Here is a 17,712-nt window from a genome sequence, read left to right as displayed (position 1 = left end):
CCTGTAAATCATCTTCAAACAAATTACTTGTTATAACAACTATATGTGATGCAACCAATTTTGTCAAAGTAAATTGGATATCAACCGCTTTCAAATTGGATTGTGCGAATTTAGCAAATCCTGATAGAATGGAAGTGAACTGCATAGGTGGAAAGTTAAGGATGTCATCTTGGAATACCGAAGGTCATTTTTCTCCATTCAATGTGGAGCTAACAAGGAGAGCTGAGTATGCTGAAAAACATTCCTGCAATAATTTCTCCAGAGCTGCTTAAGATTATGTCCGAGATGGGGCATGGAGACGAATTGGTGCTTGCTGATGGCAATTTCCCTGCAGCCAGCCATGCCAGGCGTCTTATCCGTTGTGATGGGCTGGGAACCGTAGAATTACTGGAGGCCATTTTGAGGTTGTATCCACTTGATACGTATGCAGAACGGCCTGCAGCCGTCATGCAGGTAGTCAAGGGAGATCAGGTTGTTCCGATCATATGGGAGGATTACCGCAGGCTGATCTTGGAGCATGAAGGCATCACAGACGCCTTCGATCAAGAAGAGCGATTTTCGTTCTATGAGAGGGCTTCCCGTGCCTATGCCATCGTTGCTACCGGTGAACGTGCCCAGTATGCCAATCTCATCTTGAAAAAAGGGGTCATTTTCCCTGATGTAAGTCCTGATCTGCAAACTCAACGTGTGGAATTAAAGTGATTTTCATTGATGCAGATACACTATAGACATGGCGATGGAGCAGCTTACGCTCTGTTCGCCTTTTTGATTTTTAGGCCACGAAGCCAGTGTACAGCCACATACACGATGGGCATCGATTCAATGAGTACGGTATACGCAGGTACTGCATAGGAACGAATAGCGAGTTCATAGGAGGCTGCGTCTTTTGCATATTGAAGCACCATGGCTGCGGCTGTTCCACCAAGCAAATATACAAAGGATTTCTGTCGTTCAACGCGAAACAATTTGGAAAGACATACCGAGGCGACATACAGTAGAAAAGAGCTGCGCGTGAACATGGTCGTAGACCAGATGGCAATCAAGACAGGGTCCAGATTATCCAGAAAGTCTCCATAGCGGGCGAATCGGATCATCTCCAGCAAAGGATACCGCAGGCTTGCAGCCACATATGGCCCAAAATTCATGATTGTGAACATCCAAAAGAGAATGATGAACACAACGACTGTAGCCCCGGCGAAAAACATACTCTTGAGCAGAGGCCTCTGGAACATGATTGCAGGTGCAAGAAACAGGAACAACATCCACTCTGAAAACCACGGCATGGTTGAGAGGGAGCCGAACAGGATTTCGGACGGGTTGTGATGGGTCAGCATAGACATTAATATCCCCGGATTGCCACCGCCTCCCACAGTCGGTATCAGAAGTGTAGACGTAATTAGCTGTACGACAAAAATACCTTCTGACATAAACACAATTGTGATTAATCCGGAACGAGCGGAAAGACAAACACACAAAACGGTTATGCCTGCCGTTAACCATATCGGGGTTTCAGGAAGATACATCGATTGAAGAAACACAAGAAAATTTTCCACATCGATAGATAGCAAGTAAATACACAGCATGGCGATCAGCCCAACATAAATTTGATGCACATATTTGCCGACAATTCTGTCTCCAAATGAAATCCAGGGCTTATCCGGATGAAGTGAGCCCAGCTTGTAAGTAGACAGAAGGAAGATCAGGCTAATGGTGAATCCGCCAATGGTGGACAGCCAGCCCTGATACCCGCTCATTTTAAATAATCGTTGTAAGAGAAAGGCGACAGGCTCTGAATACAGGTAAACAAACATGAAGCGATAGGCTTGTCCGGCAGTGAGATGGTTCATGGGAGTCCCCTTTCCTTATTGGGATATTCGGTCAGCCCAGCCAAAGACCAGAAGGATCATGTCATTGGGAGTTGGCCATCCAGGCCAGCTCACCGCCAGTGTATTCCACACGAGATAGCAAAACAGCAAGATGAAGTAGCCAACTTTCATTTTCTTATTGCTGGAGCGTATTGAAGACCAGTCCAAGAAGTAAAGTCCTGCAAAAACTAGTACCACGATCATGATAACCTCCTGGGAAGTTGGACGGTAAACAGCTGTCGAATCCAGTTAGAAGCTGGACTCCGATCCTACAAATTGAATATTGATGTCAGTAGTGATCTTGTACTGCAAATCGTTTTTTACATAAGTGATCCACTTGGGCCGGAGTTTTTTCCACATTTCGGGATACCTCCATTCCAATCTGTATCCGAGCCTCAAAATATCAGCCCCTTGGTTCTTTCCAGTCTGGATTGCATTTCTCAGATGAGCACTTACCTTTTCGCTGGCGGCCTGCTCGATACCCCTCACTGCCACGATATCTTTTGCTTTAAGCACAGGAATGACCGAATTGAGTTCTGCCTTCCCGTTCAGTTTAATGTCAAAAATCGGCTCGCCTCGTTCCAATCGAACGTGAACGTCCGAATGCATGTCATAGATCGTCATGCTTGCTTTTTCTTTTTTTGTTTTGACGGATATGCTCAAGGAGTCGAGGGTTCGCTCTGCCCAGGCAACCGCACGTGCTTCATCGTCAGAGAGCGAGGCAACCATTTTCATTTGTTTGAACAGTGCACCGCCAGATTGGCTTACCCACTTTTTTAACTCGCCTTCTTCACTTGCCATATGACGTTGCTGGGCAGTCAGGATCGGGGATGCAAATCCCTGATTCATTTTATCTGCAGCGAAGACGTTAAGCACCTGAGTCTTTAACAGGTTTTCTTCTGTGGAAAATTCACGCAGCACGTCACTGGGTGTTTCTTCAAACACAGGCGTAAGGTCGGAGACATCCTTGGCTTTGCCTTTGGCAACCATGATGTAGCTGCTTAGATGAAAGAGGGGTTCACGTGCTATCCATGCCAGCGTATCCTGAATGCCTTCCTTGGCATAGGCCTCGCCAAATACGACTACCCGTGTATGTCCCCAAGAGATTTTGCGTGTTAAATCGGTCTGTATTCTCTCCAGTGCATCTGCTATCGTCGGTGCGTTGGCAGAAACGATGGCATAAGGTGATTTGCTTGATCCGCCGCCTTCGGGTGCAAGCCGATTGGGGAGGGGCATGCTGAGCGTTAACTCAATATCGCCTGGTTTCTCGCCTTTGTCGACGTACATGGCTGTAATGAAAGTTCTCTCGTTGATCTCTACTTTGGACCAGCATCCGGTGCAAAGGAAGAAGCAAAGTAATACTAGTCCACTTTTAACAAACCTGTTGCAGGCACTCATGGTGTCTTTTGCCTCGTTTCATTATCCGCAGCGTAGGCTTTGGTTCTTTTTTTCATCCGAAACCATGGAACCCGTACAAAGGTATCTTTGAAATCCCGAAGCACCAGTGGGGCAAACGGCTGCATGTAAGGAACACCAAAGGAACGCAGGTTTACCATATACCAGTAAATCAGATAGATGGAAATGACCACACCGAATAATCCTAACGTTCCACCCATGAGCAGAACCGGAAAACGAAGCAGCCGAAAAGCTAGGCCCAGCTCGAAGTGCGGGATAATGAACGCGGCAATGCCTGTAATGGATACAACGATGACCAGCGGAGCAGAGACGATACCCGCTTGTACGGCAGCTTGTCCAATAACGATTCCTCCGATAATAGATACGGTCTGGCCTAAAGGTTTGGGAATCCGTATGCCTGCTTCACGCAATCCTTCGAAGGTGATTTCCATGATGATTGCTTCAACTAAAGCTGGAAAAGGGATGTTCTCCCTTGCGGCAGCAATAGTGATCAGCAGGTTGGTCGGTATGATTTCCGGGTGAAAGGTCGTCACGGCCACATAAATGGAAGGCAGCAAAAAGGCGATTAACGAAAAAAGCAGCCGGATGATCCGAATGAACGAAGCAGAATGAAAGCGCTGGTAGTAATCTTCCGAAGACTGCATCAAGGAAAAGAAGGTAACTGGAAGCAGCAGTGAGAAGGGTGTCCCGTCCTGCATCACTCCAATGCGCCCCTCCACCAAAGCTGCAGCGACGGTATCCGGCCTCTCCGTGTACTGATATTGCGGAAAAGGAGAGAGGGGATGCTCCTCCAGAAACTCGGACAGATAGCTAACTCCCAAACTGCTGTCCATGTCAATTTCGCCAAGGCTGTTCAACACATTTTCAAGAATATCCGTTTTGCAAAGTCCTTCGATGTATACGACATAAACTTCTGTTTTGGTATATTTGCCGATGGTGAACTTGACTAATTTGAAGTCAGGATGTTTGATTTTGTGTCGAAGCAGCGACATATTTACGTTGATATCCTCTATAAAGGCTTCTTGAGGACCGACGATGACAACCTCATTTGTGGATTCTGGAACAGAGCGTTTTTGATAATCTTGTATGGAAAAGGAAAGCATGCCTGACAAGCCCTCCAGATACAAGGCTGCTTTACCCGAAACAATGTCGTCCACCAGCTGCTCCACGGAATCGGAACGGTTGGATTCCAGTGAGAAAAACTCGCCGCTGATGACATGTGATAAAAAGAGAGGCTCCACTTCATGATGAGAAACCTTTTCGAGCAGCGGTTTGATAATGGCTTCTCGCATGGTCACTGTATCTACGATGGACTGAATATAAATGAGAAAACCGCCCACCGGGCCTATCTGTAAAGGTTGATAGACGATATCGGAGATGCCGGTAAGGCGCCGTTTGAGCTGTCCGAGAATTGTCTCCGTGTCCATAGTTAGCACTCCTTTAACTGCGAACTTCGAATAAGTCCGGGCTTAAGAGTATAGTTTGCATAGGTTGGTTTAAATTATTCTTCTTGGACAACGATTGCAAACTTTGATGCAGATGATGAATGGGTGGATGGTTGTAATTGCCTTAAAATAGATAGAGTATATGAGAAATCATTCCGTGGTTAGGGGGAAGAAATAAATGGAGTACCGAGTTAGACGGGCAGGGCTTGATGACGCCCAGGAGATAGGTGAATTATTTAACCAGTACAGAATGTTTTATAACCAGGTTTCTGATACGGAGAGGGCCATAAAGTTTATTCAGGAGCGGTTGAGCAAGGATGAATCTGTTATTTGGATGGCAGAATCGGATACCAAAACGGAACCTGGTTCAGGGACCATAGCCGGGTTTGTTCTGTTATATCCAAGCTTCAGTTCAGTGTCCATGGGGTCCATATGGGTGTTAAACGATTTATTTGTACATAGGGATCACCGCAAGCAAGGTATAGCTCGCAAGTTGATGCAGGCTGCACAAACCTTCGCCAGCGAGACAGGGGCGATTCGAATAACCTTATCCACAGCGATTAACAATATACAGGCACAGGCTTTATATGAATCAGAGGGGTATGCGAAAGATGACCACTTCCTGTATTATGAACGTAATGTGTGATTAACCTGTAGTACGTATATTCGAAGTAGAGATAGATAGGGGAGGGATTAACGCACAATGATGCAGTGGATCGCCATGATCACGATGTTGATCGATCACATAGGGGCTGTCTTTTATCCGCAGGTTGATGAACTGAGGATTATTGGACGGATTGCTTTTCCCATATATGCATTTGCTGTCTATATCGGGTATAAGCATACACGTAATGTACAAAAATACATCTGGCGTCTTTTTTGGATCGCTGTGCTCTCCCAAGTCCCTTTCATGGCGGCATTTAATCACTTGTCATTAAACGTCGTATGGACCCTGTGGTCGTCCCTGCTGGTTTTGCTGGTACTGGACAAACTGCCAAACCGATTACTGGGTATCCCGATTGTTATTGGGGCAGGTATCATTATGGAGATATCTGCGATGGATTATGGCATGTATGGACTGCTGCTAGTACTGTTATTCCGGTACTTCCAGGGACCCATACTTGTGCTGGGGCATGTTTTGTTAACGGCTCTTTATATCCAGCTCCACAGCAGCTCGGTGCAAATGTACAGTGTAGTGGCTACGTTAGGCATTGCCATTGCGCAGTATTACGGGGCAGGTTTTCGTTTGAAAGGACCAAGGTGGATCTGGCGTTATTTTTACCCGGCTCATCTTGCCATTATTGCTATTATTCGCTGGACATAAAAACAAACAAGCCACCTTGCTGTCAGAAGTAACGGCCAGGTGGCTTGTTTGTTTTTTTATGAATGGTCCTACTCCACCATATGAGATGGGGAAGAGTCAAGCTGCGGCTGATTAGCAGCAGGGAAATATCCAATGTTAACTGCATATTGCAGCATGCTGGAGATGAATGAGTCATCTGCTTTTGCACAGTGAATTCCTGCTGGTTCTACATACGCTGTTGTTACCGGGCAAGCATATACATAGGCTGAATCCTTCGCACCGTCACCTTCCAATTGGGCAATGGCGAGCTGCAAGGCCTCTGGATCCTTGCTGATGGATGAATCGAATAACCAGCTGGTATATTCATCAAAAGGCAGCGTTTCGACTTCATATCCCGCACGATTGATGGAAGCAATCAAACTATCGTAACGGATCGACTCGGGATTACAAATGTGGAATACCCGTCCAGCCGTGTCATCACGCAGAGCCAAATGCACAATAGCCTGGCTTGCATAATCGATCGGTGTGAAATCAACCAACCATTCGGCAGCAGGAGCTTTGCCGAGAAGGAGCATCGCTTTGATCATCCGGTAGAAGGCATTGCTGTCGATGTTGGACTGGAAGCGTCCCGTTTCCGAATGACATGTCAGGTTACCCGCACGGTAGATGCTTACCGGTACTCCTTCCTCAGCTGCAATCATCAGTACTTTCTCCGCTTCAAGTTTGCTGTCAGAGTACAGGTTCTCTACATGCAGATCTGCCGGGAAACGGTCATACTGAAGGGATGATTCCCATTGTCCACTGAGCGCCAGATCTTCCGGTATGCCCATGGTCGAGACATGATGGAAGGAAGCGCCCGGTTTGCTGCGAACCAGATTCAGCAGGGCTACTGTACCCTCTACATTGGTTTTGGCAAACTGTTCAGCATCTCCAAAGTGTCTTACGTCTGCCGCACAGTGAATTACCCGATCAATTCGGGCTTGTACCTTACTGGTTTGTTCAGCGGTTAAACCGAGGTTAGGCTTCTCCAGATCTCCCTCGATAATCTCCACACGTGAAGGGAGAAGTGCACTGATCTCAGTGCCGAAATATCCCTCCATAACCTTGCTTAAACGCTCCATGGCTGTATTACCGTCAGACGGACGACGAACAAGCGTATGGATTGTCACATCCGAATGAAGAAGGAGCTGCTGCAGCACATGTGAACCAAGGTAACCTGTAGCGCCTGTTAGCAGAACATGCTCCGGCTTAAGAATCTCAGGGTAGCCCAGTTGGGATGCCAATTCTACCGGATGCTCCGCCAGTTGGGTCATTACGCCAGTGTGTTCACCGGATGGGGCCGTTTGTTCAGTAGTCTGCGCAAGTGACTGTACACGGAGTGCCAGGGAACGAATGGTTTTCTCTGCAAAGAAGTCGGCAATCTTCAGCTGCGGATAGTGCGGCTTGAGAATAACCAGGACATGGATTACTCGTAAGGAATCGCCACCGATCGTAAAGAAGCTGTCTTCGATTCCAAAGTCGCTGTGTCCCAGAATTTCTTTCCATGCATTGAATATAATCGCCTCGGTCTCTGTCTCAGGCATGACCCGATCCGGCCGATTTTCATGTCTTTCCTCGTTTGGTAGGGATACCATCGCTTTCCGGTGAATTTTGCCGGTAGGTGCGATAGGCATCTCATCAAGCTGACAGATCCATTTCGGTACAAAATAGGATGGAAGCTTGTCAGCCAATTGGGCTTTGATATGATCTACGGATAGAGTCGTGCCATCCTTGGAAGTGAAATATCCCACAAGCATGTTCTGACCGTCGGATTCTTTCTTCGGAATGACCACCACATCCTGAATCCCTTCAAGGCGAGCAAAGTGATCCTCAATCTCACCAATTTCAATCCGATGACCGCGGATCTTCAGCTGTGAATCACTACGTCCGACGTATTCCAGCAAACCGGTATCAAGCAGCTTGGCAATATCACCGGATTTGTAGATTTTCTCATCAATTGCAAAAGGATTATCAATAAAGGCTTGCTCTGTACGTTCTGGTTGATTCAAGTAGCCTTTCGCCAGTGCTGGGGTAGCAATATATACTTCACCAGGCACGCCTACAGGGCAGAGCTGCTGCTCTTCATTGACGATATACACTTTGTAGTTATGGATTGGTTTACCAATCGGAATGTTAGCCACATGATCCGGGACCTGTTCACTGATCCGGTGTGTCGTTGTCGCCACAGTACATTCGGTAGGCCCGTACACATTGACAATATCAATCTGGTTACCAAATTTGCGCTGGAAGGCGCGAACCTGTTCTCCGTACAGGGCTTCGCCTGCAACGGTAATAATTTTAACCTTGGCCAGCTTGTGGAACCCTTCGTCTGACAGATAGGATGCAAGCTGGTTAAAGAAGATCGTAGGCAGGATCGTAATAATCGTTGTACCTGTACGCTCAATTGCTGTGGCGAACTCCTCTACAGATACACGTTCCTCGGCAGATAACAGATACAATTCTGCTCCATAGAACAGTGCACCGATCGTATCCCAGACGGAAGCATCGAAGCTGTATGTAGCAAACTGAGTCAAAACGTCCCCGGCTTGAATGTCACAATCGCGCTGCACGACACTTCCAAGGTTCACAACCCCGCGATGGGCGACGAGTGCACCTTTCGGTTTGCCTGTGGATCCGGAGGTGTAGATGATGTAAGCGAGATCGTCTGCCTGAATATCCAGATTCGGATTACTTGCTGCAAACCCGGCCAGGCGTCCATTCACAGCCAGAATTTGACGTACGGTCGGAATACCCGAGAATAACCGTGAAGCTTCTTCTAGAGAGGACTCCTTGGTTAAAACAAAAGAAGAAGCCGTATCTTCTACGATATAACTGTTGCGTTCCTGAGGATGTTCAGGGTCAATCGGAACGTAAACACCGCCTGCCTTCAGAATGCCGAGCAGGGAGATAATCGTTTCCAGACTGCGTTCCATGAAGATGCTGACGAACTCACCCTTTTGCAGTCCGTTGGATAACAGTACACGTGCGACTTGATTGGCACGTTCGTTCAATTCTCTGTAGCTATACCGGCCGAATGGGGACGTGATAGCAGGCGAATCGGGATACTCGGCAGCCGTAGCTTCGAACCAGCCGTGGATGGTCTGATGCTCGGGTTGAGACACACAGGTATCATTCATCTCGCGGTACAGCGTCCGGTCAGAGGCGGACAAAATATCCACGGAGCCAATGCTTGCGTCTTCATCCCGAATCATCGAGAGAAGCAGAGTTTGATAGTACTCAGCATATCTCATCACGGTTGCTTCTTTCAGAAGGGATGCATCAAAGAACAAGTCGAGCGTGTATACATTCTGCTCCTCACGGATACTCCAATTGAGCACCTGCGGAGCCTGAGGAAGCTGAACACTATTAAACATAAACAAGGTTTCCGGGTAGGCACCTGGCTGCATCGAATCTTCTTTTTCTTGCAAAAGGGTAATTTGACGAATTAGCTCACGGAAGCTCATCTTGCCATGTACCTGCAGCAGCAGAACTGATGCAGAACGATCCGGATCAAGCGTGCCAATGCCTAATTCCTGTTCTCCTGATAACCGGAACAACAAGGCAGCATATGCCGACAGAAGCGCGTTATAAATTGACGTTGAGCCATACTTCTGAGTGAGTTCACGGCTCTGTGTTGGCTGCAGCTGTATATGAGCTGATTCATACGAAAATGATTGTTGACGGCGCCCAAAATCCAGTGGAATCTGGAGAACTGGCAACTCAGATTCCACTGTCTGGGAAGATGAAGAGTGATGATCGATCACGTCTATTTTCCTCCTTAATTATAACGTTCGTTTTATCGTTTTTTAGGACTTGCTTACATTAAAGTGAGAGATCAATTCCTGTAATTCCTCGGACATGCTGTTCAAACGGGTAGAAGAATCAACAAGGGTGGACAGGGAAGCTTTCTGGTCATCAACGGAAGCGGCAATACGCTCACTGCTTTCTGCTGTTTTGCTAACGCTGGCAGACAGATCATCTGCGGTAGCAGTCATTTCCTCTGTACTTGCAGAGATTTCTTCTGTCGCACTGGAAACTTCCTGAATCTGATTCGATACTTTCTTCGCAGCTTCCAGAATATCTTCAAACAATTTTCCTGTCTGATCTGCAACGTCAAGTCCGGTATCGACTTCTGCCGTACCTTTTTCCATTGCGCGGACAGCTTGTTTGATCTCGGTTTGAATCTCTTCAATTAATACGGCGATCTGGCTAGTGGATTGTTCGGATTGTTCAGCAAGCTTACGAACTTCACCAGCAACGACGGCAAATCCTCGGCCCTCTTCACCAACACGAGCTGCCTCAATGGATGCATTCAAAGCCAGCAGGTTGGTTTGGCTGGAAATGCCGGAGATGATGTTCAGGATATCTCCGATTTCCTGTGAACGGCTCTCCAGAACCTGGATTGCTGAAGCCGTATTCTTCACGGATTCCGTAATCAGTGTCATTTGCTGAGATACTTGGCGTACAACCGTGTTACCCTGTTGGGAACGGCGTTCCATTTCATAAGCTTCATCAGCTACATTCGCGGAACTGCTGGCAATCGTCTGAATGACAGTCGCCATTTCAGCCATGGCACGGGCGCTATCAATACTTGCCTGTTCCTGTCCACGGATGTTGGAGGTGATTTGCGTTACATTGCTATTGATGGTATCAGCGTTCTCGCTGTTTTTCTCAGATACCTCATACAGCTCTTTGGCTGATTGGTTAACCTCTTGAGAGGTGACTTGCACTTTAACGATAGTGTCATTGATTTTGCGAACCATCGTGTTGAACTTCTCGTTTACAAGTCCGAGGTCGTCTTTTCCTGTCGGAATGTTAACATTCAAATTACCCCGGCTAACGTCATCGATACCTTTGATCAGGTGACGAATTGGGGATAGCGTATTTTTAACTACAAGGTATTGGATAATCAGGAACAACAGAAGGAATGCAACCAGAATGATGATACCGTTTTTAAGCAGTGATTTCAGTCCGGCAGGTACTGCTGTTGCATCTGCATCGACTGCAAAGTAAGAGAAGATTTTGCCGTTGCTGTCCTTGATCGGATAAGCAATAGTTGTCCATGTGCCAAAATCATCTGAATAGAAAGTCGTGAAGGTTGGACGGTCCGTATTAAGCATTTCTTTGAGGGCATTCGCCACAACAACAGGTTGTTCATACATGTCGCCAATATTAACATTATCGCTCTGGAATGCTTCTCTCAGATTGGTTGGCATGGCTACGAGAGAAGTTTCTCTTTTCGTATCTCCGCCAAGCTCTACACCAAAGATATAAGCTTGGGCAATATTCGGGTAGTATTCTTGCATTTCATCAAAATAAGCACGCAACTGGGTTTGCACTTTTCCATCATAACTGCCTTCTGCAATAGCTGCCTCTACGTCGGCTGGGTTGATTCCCTCTGCCCACTTTTTAGTGATTTGTTCTACTTGTCCATGCAGCTGGTCTACGAGAACCGTCTTTTGGAAGTAATAGCTGCTCGCAATAAGTGCTACCCCGATAATAATGATGTTGGTGAATGAAAGTAATAAGTTTTTTGAGAAAAAGGACATGCTTTTCCAACTAAATGATTTCACTAAATTCCACTCCTGATCTTCTTGTAATTAACAAACCTTTTATTTGCTTGCATGAATGCAGCCAATCAAGTCATTTGTTGATCCCCCTCCAGAGCTTATGTATGCGACCATGGTCTTGGGTTCGCAGTCTTAATGCAGAGACTTTTGTACCTCATAATCCATAGGTGTCTAATTATTAAAACACATCTATACTTAATATGTCGTATGAAATGTGGTTAAATTGAATAGTTTCGTTAAAACTTTTTTAATAATTTACATATTTGCGGACATGACACTTAATACATAGGTATTTAGAACTGTTTATTTGGAGGAATTTCCATTTTCTAGTCTCCGTCTTTATTTTATAACAGGCTGATACAAAAAAACACTTTAAAACTTGGAAATGGATCCAAAGATGACAATTAGTGTTAAGAGCAGGAACGGCCCTTTGTCTATGAAGGAGAACGTAGGATGCAAGTTTTCTTATACCATTTTAACTAACCATAAACTTACTTAGCAGGAAATGGCGAAATCCGGGATTTGTCGTTAGATCAAATTTCCTGCTGCATGGCATTCGGCATGGATATACATCGGAAGTGGTTTTATCTATAATAAAGACAGTGTGCATTTTTCAAATCATAAGCAGGCGGGGGTTTATTTTAGATGAATCTGAAAAAAATTGCAGCAGAGCGGGCGGCAGAATACATTCAGGATGGCATGAAGGTTGGACTCGGAACAGGCTCGACGGCATATTTTGCGATATGCAGACTGGGAGAGCGTGTACGCGAGGGGCTGCAAATCCAGGCTGTGGCGACTTCGGAAGCTTCGGACAAGCTGGCTCGCGAGTGGGGAATACCAATCATCCCATTCGACCAGATTGGCAGACTGGATATTACTATTGATGGTGCAGATGAGGTCGATCCTGATTTCAATCTGATCAAGGGCGGGGGCGGAGCACTTTTACGTGAAAAAATTGTGGCGGCTAACAGTGATAAACTCATCATTGTTGCTGATGGCAGCAAGGCGGTTCAACAATTGGGTCAGTTTCCACTGCCGGTAGAAGTAGTTCCTTTTGCATCGGAATGGACCTTCCAGGCGCTGGAGAAGCTGGGCTGCCGACCAGAATGGCGTATGAATGAAGATGAGCGCTACCTTACAGACAACGGAAATCTGATTGCGGATTGCCGGATGGAATCCATCGTCAACGCGGCTGAGCTCAATGTACAACTCAACATGCTGCCAGGCGTAGTCGATAATGGTTTGTTCGTTGACATGGCCGATACGGTGATTCTGGCCAAAGATGACGGTAGTATTGATGAGCGCCATCGTTCCTAAGATCGATCAGATGACTCTAGGATACATGTGTTTGGCTTATTGATTGTAATGATTTGTTCTGAGAAGTGCTGTGTGAGGGATGAAAACGCTGCTTGGCATCGAAGCACAGCCTGAATTTGCAAACAATTGACGGAGGATTATGGAAATGCCGAATACGGAGGACAATCGGGAACTATCTTTGCAATTATTCGTGGTTCTCGCCCGAGCATACAATTCTGTTACATCAAGGTCCAATCGTGACATTCAGAGTCATGGACTGAATACGACAGAATTCGGGGTACTGGATTTGTTATATCACAAGGGCCCACAAGCCTTGCAAAAAATCGGTGAGAAAGTGCTAATGTCCAGCGGGAATATAACCTATGTAGTGGATAAGCTGCAAAACAAGGATTTGCTGTTTAGACGTGCATCCAAGGAAGACCGCCGTGTGATTTACGCGGAACTGACGGAAAAGGGAAGAAATCTATTCACCCAAATATTCCCTGGGCATCATCAGGTTATCATTGATGCAATGGAAGGTTTAGAGCCAGCCGAAAAAGCGGATGCGATTCGCTTGCTGAAGAAACTAGGACTTGCTGCTGAAGGAAAAACCGACTTGCGTCCATAACGCAGGCCGGTTTTTTTATGTGAAAAAAAAGGGCATGAACTGGCTAGATGACTTGCAGGAATGCTCATAATATAGGAAAATTGTTCTAATATGCAGCTCCGAATGAAATGTTTCTCCTTGGAGTTCATGTATAATATATAATGCATTTCCCGATCAATAGCTGATTGAAATCGAATCGACTCTTATCGTGGATATACATGATGGTTGATACGATTGCACAGCAAGAGGAGGGATAACGTAATGACCCATCAGGAAGCTGGGGAACGCTTGCTGAAAGCAGCAGGTGGGCTGGCTGATAAAATAACGGAGAAGCAGTATACGCTGCAACCTGAGTTGCTTGAGCGTTTTGGTGAAAATGGCAGAATGCGGACTCAACAGGATTCGCAATATAGTTTGAATTATCTGGCTGAGAGCGTTCTGGTTAAGAGTCCTAACCTGTTTACTCATTATATATCTTGGCTCAAAACATTGCTGGCAGGTTATCACGTTTCGGCGGATGATCTGGCCATTAATTTAAATCTAATCAAAGAGACGTTGGAAGAAGAGTTTGATGATGCATCCAAGTCACTTGTTCTAGATTATCTGAAAATGGGAATCTACCAAACCCAGCATCATGAGGTAGCACAAGGATTCGTCAACGAATCTTTTCCCTACGGCCATGCTGCCAAATCTTATTTGCAGGCGCTTCTGGATAGCAGACGCCAAGAAGCTTTTAGCATTGTTGAAGCCGAGCTGGAAAGCGGAGCAAGCATTCGTGATATTTATCGTTATATTTTTCAACCCACTCAATATGAAATAGGCCGCTTGTGGCAGCTTAGCCAGATTAGTGTCGCTCAGGAGCACTTCTGTACGGCAGCCACGCAGGCTATTATCTCGCGGCTGTATCCCCGCTGGTTGATCCATGAGCCGCAGCAGAAAAAGCTGGTTGCAGCCTGTGTAGGCAGTGAGCAGCATGAGATCGGTTTGCGTATGCTTGCTGACGTGTTTGAGATGGAAGGTTGGGATACGTATTATTTGGGGGCAAATGTTCCGAATGGCAGCCTGCTTGAGGCGATCGAGCGTCATCAGGGTGATGTGGTTGCTATTTCAGTAACGATGACATTTCATCTTCATCTTGCCAAAGAACTTATCCAAATGATTCGTAATCACCCGGCTACCTCGCATGTGAAAATCATGGTAGGAGGTTATCCATTCAACATTGATCGGGAGTTATGGAGGACCGTTGGGGCAGATGGTTATGCTCCCGGAGCTGATGAGGCTGTTGCCGTTGCAGAACGTCTGCTGGCTCAGCAATCTGCCAACTGCAACGTTGGTATGATTCGCGAATAGAGAGGAATGACGCAATGTCTAATGAAGCTGGCGAGATCGAAAAGCTGCGTAAAACGATTGAGCATTTATCTGATCAGATTATTCGCAGTAAGGAACAGGAAGAGCGAATTCTTAGTGAATTCTCCGAAATGAACAACGAACTGGTGACGCTACAGCGTCTGCTTGCTAAAAATAACGTAAGTCTGGATGCCGCTCGAAAAGAAGCCGTATCCGCAGGGGAATCCAAGAGTTCATTTATAGCCGTAATCAGCCATGATTTCCGTACACCCTTAAATGGAATATTAGGCATGGCTGAACTTCTGCAGCATTCTCCCTTGTCCGAAGAGCAGCAGCATTCGGTTCAAGTGATTCAAGAAGCAGCGAGACTTCTGCTGAAGCTGATTCAGGACCTTCTGGACTTTTCCAAACTGGAAGCAGGTCAGATGCGTCTTGAAATGGGAGATGTCGAACTGGAGCCTACGTTTAACTACATCGTTCGTTTGCTGGAGCCCAAGGTGATCCAAAATGGGAACAAACTGGCCGTGGAATGTGATCCCCGAATTTCGGGGGTTCTTGAGGGAGACTCCACACGAATTACACAGGTTTTGATGAACCTGATTCAAAATGCCAACAAATTTACAAAAGATGGATCAATACGCATTCAAGTTGCCCTGGTTCGGGAAGATGAGAACACCCAATGGATCCGGTTTGAGGTGAAGGATACGGGTATCGGAATTGCTGAAGAAGATCAGGAAACCTTGTTCCAACCCTACGTTCAAACGGAAAAAGGCCGTTCCAAGGAATACGAAGGAACAGGCCTGGGGTTATCCATATGCCAGTCTCTTGTGAGGTTAATGGGCGGTCAGATTGGAGTCATTAGTCAAGAGGGCCAGGGCTCGACATTCTGGTTTGAAATTCCAATGGGACGCAAGACAGAACCGGTAAAAGCCACAGTTCCGACGGGACAAGATACATTGCATGACTCTGGCGCTTTGCTACAGGAACCCTATTCTCGACCAATCCTGCTCGCAGATGATAATCTGATTAACCGCCAGGTTGTTTTGATGCAGCTTAAGAAACTTGGGATCACCGAGGTCGATTCGGTATGCAACGGAGAAGAGGCTGTTGCGGCCTTTCTAAGCAAGAGGTATGGAATCATACTAATGGATAACATGATGCCGGTTATGGATGGACTTGAGGCAGCACGCAAAATAAGAGCCATGGAGCAGGATGAAATGCGTCATCCCATTCCAATTATTGCAATGACAGGCAACGTCATGGACGACGAGAAAGAAAAATGTTTTGAAGCTGGAATGAATGATTTCATTGGCAAGCCGTTTACACTGGAATCCTTAAAAAACGTCATTCAAAAATGGCAGCATCCCTCGGATCCTCGGGAAGTGCTGAATATGAGCATAGTCAAAGAGATTGGCGAATTGAACAGCGACGGTGAACAGTCGATCCTTGAAATGCTGCTGGACATGTATCGTAACGAAACACCTGGTAAAATTGAAGTGCTTCGGAGATACGTTGTCTCCGGAGACCATATTGCAGCTGCGGAATGTGCCCATGATCTGAAATCCAGCAGCTTGAGTCTAGGAATAGAATACTGTTCGACACTTTTTGCAAGGATTGAACAGCTCGCTAAAACTGGTCAGGTGAGGAAGGCTGAGCCATTGCTGGGTGAATTGATACCCGCATACCAGGAAGCCTGTGAAGCTTTGGAGAAGGTAATCATTTAAAGGGTTTGCTGTCTTAACGAATTAGGTTAGGGCAGCAAGCCTGTTTTTTCGCCTGAAAACGAGTGTACATAAGAACATGTATCCTTAACTGTGTTAGGGGTAGAAGATCTTGAGTGGGGAGAGAGAAGCATACATGTTAATATACGGGATTCCCGCACTTATTCTGGTCATTCTTATTGTGACTTGGTTCGGAGGACTATACTTTTTCAAAACAGCTATTCGCCGAGCGCCAAAACCATTTCTAATCGATAATCCGAATCTAATGCCTGAACCGGATAATGAATTGATCAGCAGTGCTTCAGACCTGGAGTGGTTGGACATGCAGGATGGTGAAATGGTAAGCATCACCTCTCATGATGGGTTGAAATTGCAGGGAATATGGTTGGCTTCAACTGGGAAGTCGAGTCAGACGGTAATTCTGGCGCACGGGTATTCCGGGAGAGGCAGAGAAATGGCTGGTTTTGCAAGGTACTATGTAGAGAAAAGAGGCTGTAACGTACTCATGCCTGATGATCGAGCTCATGGTCACAGTGAAGGAGACGTCATCGGATTCGGCTGGCTGGATCGGAAGGATTACGTCAATTGGGTCCAGTGGGTGATCAACAAGGTAGGCAACCAGACAGACATTGTGCTGCATGGTATCTCCATGGGCGGTGCAACGGTTCTTATGACAGGCGGGGAGTCTCTGCCGGATCAGGTAAAAGCCATCGTGTCAGACTGCTCCTATACATCGGTGAAGGATGAGCTTACGTTTCAGTTGAAACAATTGTACAAATTACCGCCCTTTCCATTTATCCCTGTGACAAGTCTGATCTCCAAATGGAAGGCAGGGTATTCCTTCGGGGAAGCATCGGCTCTCAAACAGCTCACCAAGGTGCGGGTTCCTGTTCTATTTATTCACGGAGAGGCGGATACCTTTGTCCCTACAGAGATGGTGTATCGGCTTTATGAAGCTTGTCCTACGGAAAAAGAGCTGCTGACGATTCCCCGTGCAGGTCACGGTACAGCTTTTCAGGTGGATCGAGTGCGTTATGTGGAAGTCCTTGATGCCTTCTTGAACAAGATAATGATGCAGCGCGCAAATTAGTTTAATATCGTGG

At 46.4% G+C, this 17,712-nt stretch carries 14 protein-coding genes; 8 read left to right on the top strand and 6 right to left on the bottom strand.

All coding sequences use genetic code 11. From position 1 onward, the window contains the following. Positions 1 to 228 precede the first annotated feature (228 nt). Positions 229 to 702 (top strand): L-fucose mutarotase, encoded by a 474-nt coding sequence (gene fucU, locus GUA98_RS02645; protein ID WP_153977930.1) that lies wholly within the window; start codon positions 229 to 231, stop codon positions 700 to 702. Positions 703 to 746: 44 nt separating this feature from the next. Here fucU and GUA98_RS02640 read toward each other — a convergent pair whose 3' ends face one another. The 4 genes from GUA98_RS02640 to GUA98_RS02625 are packed head-to-tail and all read right to left on the bottom strand — an operon-like array spanning position 747 to position 4,708. Beyond that, positions 747 to 1,847, bottom strand: a complete 1,101-nt coding sequence (locus tag GUA98_RS02640; RefSeq protein WP_193721974.1) for a GerAB/ArcD/ProY family transporter — start codon at positions 1,845 to 1,847, stop codon at positions 747 to 749. Between the two features lie 15 nt (positions 1,848 to 1,862). After that, positions 1,863 to 2,069, bottom strand: a complete 207-nt coding sequence (locus GUA98_RS02635; RefSeq protein ID WP_153977932.1) for a hypothetical protein — start codon at positions 2,067 to 2,069, stop codon at positions 1,863 to 1,865. 45 nt (positions 2,070 to 2,114) lie between these two features. After that, positions 2,115 to 3,263 carry a Ger(x)C family spore germination protein gene (locus GUA98_RS02630; protein WP_193721973.1) on the bottom strand — a complete coding sequence of 383 codons (1,149 nt, stop codon included), beginning with the start codon at positions 3,261 to 3,263 and terminating at the stop codon, positions 2,115 to 2,117. Further along, positions 3,260 to 4,708, bottom strand: coding sequence for a spore germination protein (locus GUA98_RS02625; protein WP_153977934.1), 1,449 nt, complete (start codon positions 4,706 to 4,708; stop codon positions 3,260 to 3,262). The genes GUA98_RS02630 and GUA98_RS02625 overlap by 4 nt, the downstream gene beginning before the upstream one ends. A 196-nt stretch (positions 4,709 to 4,904) precedes the next feature. On the opposite strand from GUA98_RS02625, the gene GUA98_RS02620 reads away from it, so the two are divergent. Continuing rightward, on the top strand, positions 4,905 to 5,372 hold the full coding sequence (locus tag GUA98_RS02620; RefSeq protein WP_153977935.1) for a GNAT family N-acetyltransferase: 468 nt from the start codon (positions 4,905 to 4,907) through the stop codon (positions 5,370 to 5,372). A 57-nt stretch (positions 5,373 to 5,429) separates the two neighbouring features. After that, entirely contained in the window at positions 5,430 to 6,050 is a 621-nt protein-coding gene (locus GUA98_RS02615; RefSeq protein ID WP_227779358.1) for a TraX family protein, read from the top strand. A gap of 68 nt (positions 6,051 to 6,118) precedes the next feature. Here the strand turns inward: GUA98_RS02615 and GUA98_RS02610 are convergent, their stop codons facing one another. Then, positions 6,119 to 9,832 (bottom strand): amino acid adenylation domain-containing protein, encoded by a 3,714-nt coding sequence (locus GUA98_RS02610; RefSeq protein WP_153977936.1) that lies wholly within the window; start codon positions 9,830 to 9,832, stop codon positions 6,119 to 6,121. Between the two features lie 42 nt (positions 9,833 to 9,874). Then, a complete protein-coding gene (locus GUA98_RS02605) occupies positions 9,875 to 11,617 on the bottom strand; it encodes a methyl-accepting chemotaxis protein (RefSeq protein WP_153980649.1) in 1,743 nt (580 codons plus the stop codon). A 666-nt stretch (positions 11,618 to 12,283) separates the two neighbouring features. Between GUA98_RS02605 and rpiA the strand changes: the two genes are divergently transcribed. The 5 genes from rpiA to GUA98_RS02580 all read left to right on the top strand — a co-directional run bounded on the left by rpiA (position 12,284) and on the right by GUA98_RS02580 (position 17,699). Then, positions 12,284 to 12,955 carry a ribose-5-phosphate isomerase RpiA gene (rpiA, locus tag GUA98_RS02600; RefSeq protein WP_095287900.1) on the top strand — a complete coding sequence of 224 codons (672 nt, stop codon included), beginning with the start codon at positions 12,284 to 12,286 and terminating at the stop codon, positions 12,953 to 12,955. 145 nt (positions 12,956 to 13,100) lie between these two features. Beyond that, entirely contained in the window at positions 13,101 to 13,562 is a 462-nt protein-coding gene (locus GUA98_RS02595) for a MarR family winged helix-turn-helix transcriptional regulator (protein WP_153977937.1), read from the top strand. A gap of 240 nt (positions 13,563 to 13,802) precedes the next feature. Continuing rightward, on the top strand, positions 13,803 to 14,891 hold the full coding sequence (locus tag GUA98_RS02590) for a B12-binding domain-containing protein (RefSeq protein WP_193721972.1): 1,089 nt from the start codon (positions 13,803 to 13,805) through the stop codon (positions 14,889 to 14,891). A gap of 14 nt (positions 14,892 to 14,905) precedes the next feature. Then, on the top strand, positions 14,906 to 16,612 hold the full coding sequence (locus GUA98_RS02585; protein ID WP_153977939.1) for a hybrid sensor histidine kinase/response regulator: 1,707 nt from the start codon (positions 14,906 to 14,908) through the stop codon (positions 16,610 to 16,612). 109 nt (positions 16,613 to 16,721) lie between these two features. Beyond that, on the top strand, positions 16,722 to 17,699 hold the full coding sequence (locus tag GUA98_RS02580) for an alpha/beta hydrolase (protein ID WP_227779357.1): 978 nt from the start codon (positions 16,722 to 16,724) through the stop codon (positions 17,697 to 17,699). Positions 17,700 to 17,712: the final 13 nt, after the last annotated feature.

The sequence above is a fragment of the Paenibacillus sp. P13VS genome (assembly GCF_015143645.1).
GTDB lineage: Bacteria > Bacillota > Bacilli > Paenibacillales > Paenibacillaceae > Paenibacillus > Paenibacillus xylanilyticus_A.
The sequence above is the reverse complement of the archived record's forward strand: the minus strand, read 5'-3'. Positions and strand labels throughout refer to the sequence as shown.

What these genes read in the sequence shown, in the direction of transcription:
- fucU (WP_153977930.1), top strand. Translation starts at nt 229, where the DNA reads ATGCTGAAAAACATTCCTGCAATAATTTCTCCAGAGCTGCTTAAGATT.
- GUA98_RS02640 (WP_193721974.1), bottom strand. Translation starts at nt 1,847, where the DNA reads ATGAACCATCTCACTGCCGGACAAGCCTATCGCTTCATGTTTGTTTAC.
- GUA98_RS02635 (WP_153977932.1), bottom strand. Translation starts at nt 2,069, where the DNA reads ATGATCGTGGTACTAGTTTTTGCAGGACTTTACTTCTTGGACTGGTCT.
- GUA98_RS02630 (WP_193721973.1), bottom strand. Translation starts at nt 3,263, where the DNA reads ATGAGTGCCTGCAACAGGTTTGTTAAAAGTGGACTAGTATTACTTTGC.
- GUA98_RS02625 (WP_153977934.1), bottom strand. Translation starts at nt 4,708, where the DNA reads ATGGACACGGAGACAATTCTCGGACAGCTCAAACGGCGCCTTACCGGC.
- GUA98_RS02620 (WP_153977935.1), top strand. Translation starts at nt 4,905, where the DNA reads ATGGAGTACCGAGTTAGACGGGCAGGGCTTGATGACGCCCAGGAGATA.
- GUA98_RS02615 (WP_227779358.1), top strand. Translation starts at nt 5,430, where the DNA reads ATGATGCAGTGGATCGCCATGATCACGATGTTGATCGATCACATAGGG.
- GUA98_RS02605 (WP_153980649.1), bottom strand. Translation starts at nt 11,617, where the DNA reads ATGTCCTTTTTCTCAAAAAACTTATTACTTTCATTCACCAACATCATT.
- rpiA (WP_095287900.1), top strand. Translation starts at nt 12,284, where the DNA reads ATGAATCTGAAAAAAATTGCAGCAGAGCGGGCGGCAGAATACATTCAG.
- GUA98_RS02595 (WP_153977937.1), top strand. Translation starts at nt 13,101, where the DNA reads ATGCCGAATACGGAGGACAATCGGGAACTATCTTTGCAATTATTCGTG.
- GUA98_RS02590 (WP_193721972.1), top strand. Translation starts at nt 13,803, where the DNA reads ATGACCCATCAGGAAGCTGGGGAACGCTTGCTGAAAGCAGCAGGTGGG.
- GUA98_RS02585 (WP_153977939.1), top strand. Translation starts at nt 14,906, where the DNA reads ATGTCTAATGAAGCTGGCGAGATCGAAAAGCTGCGTAAAACGATTGAG.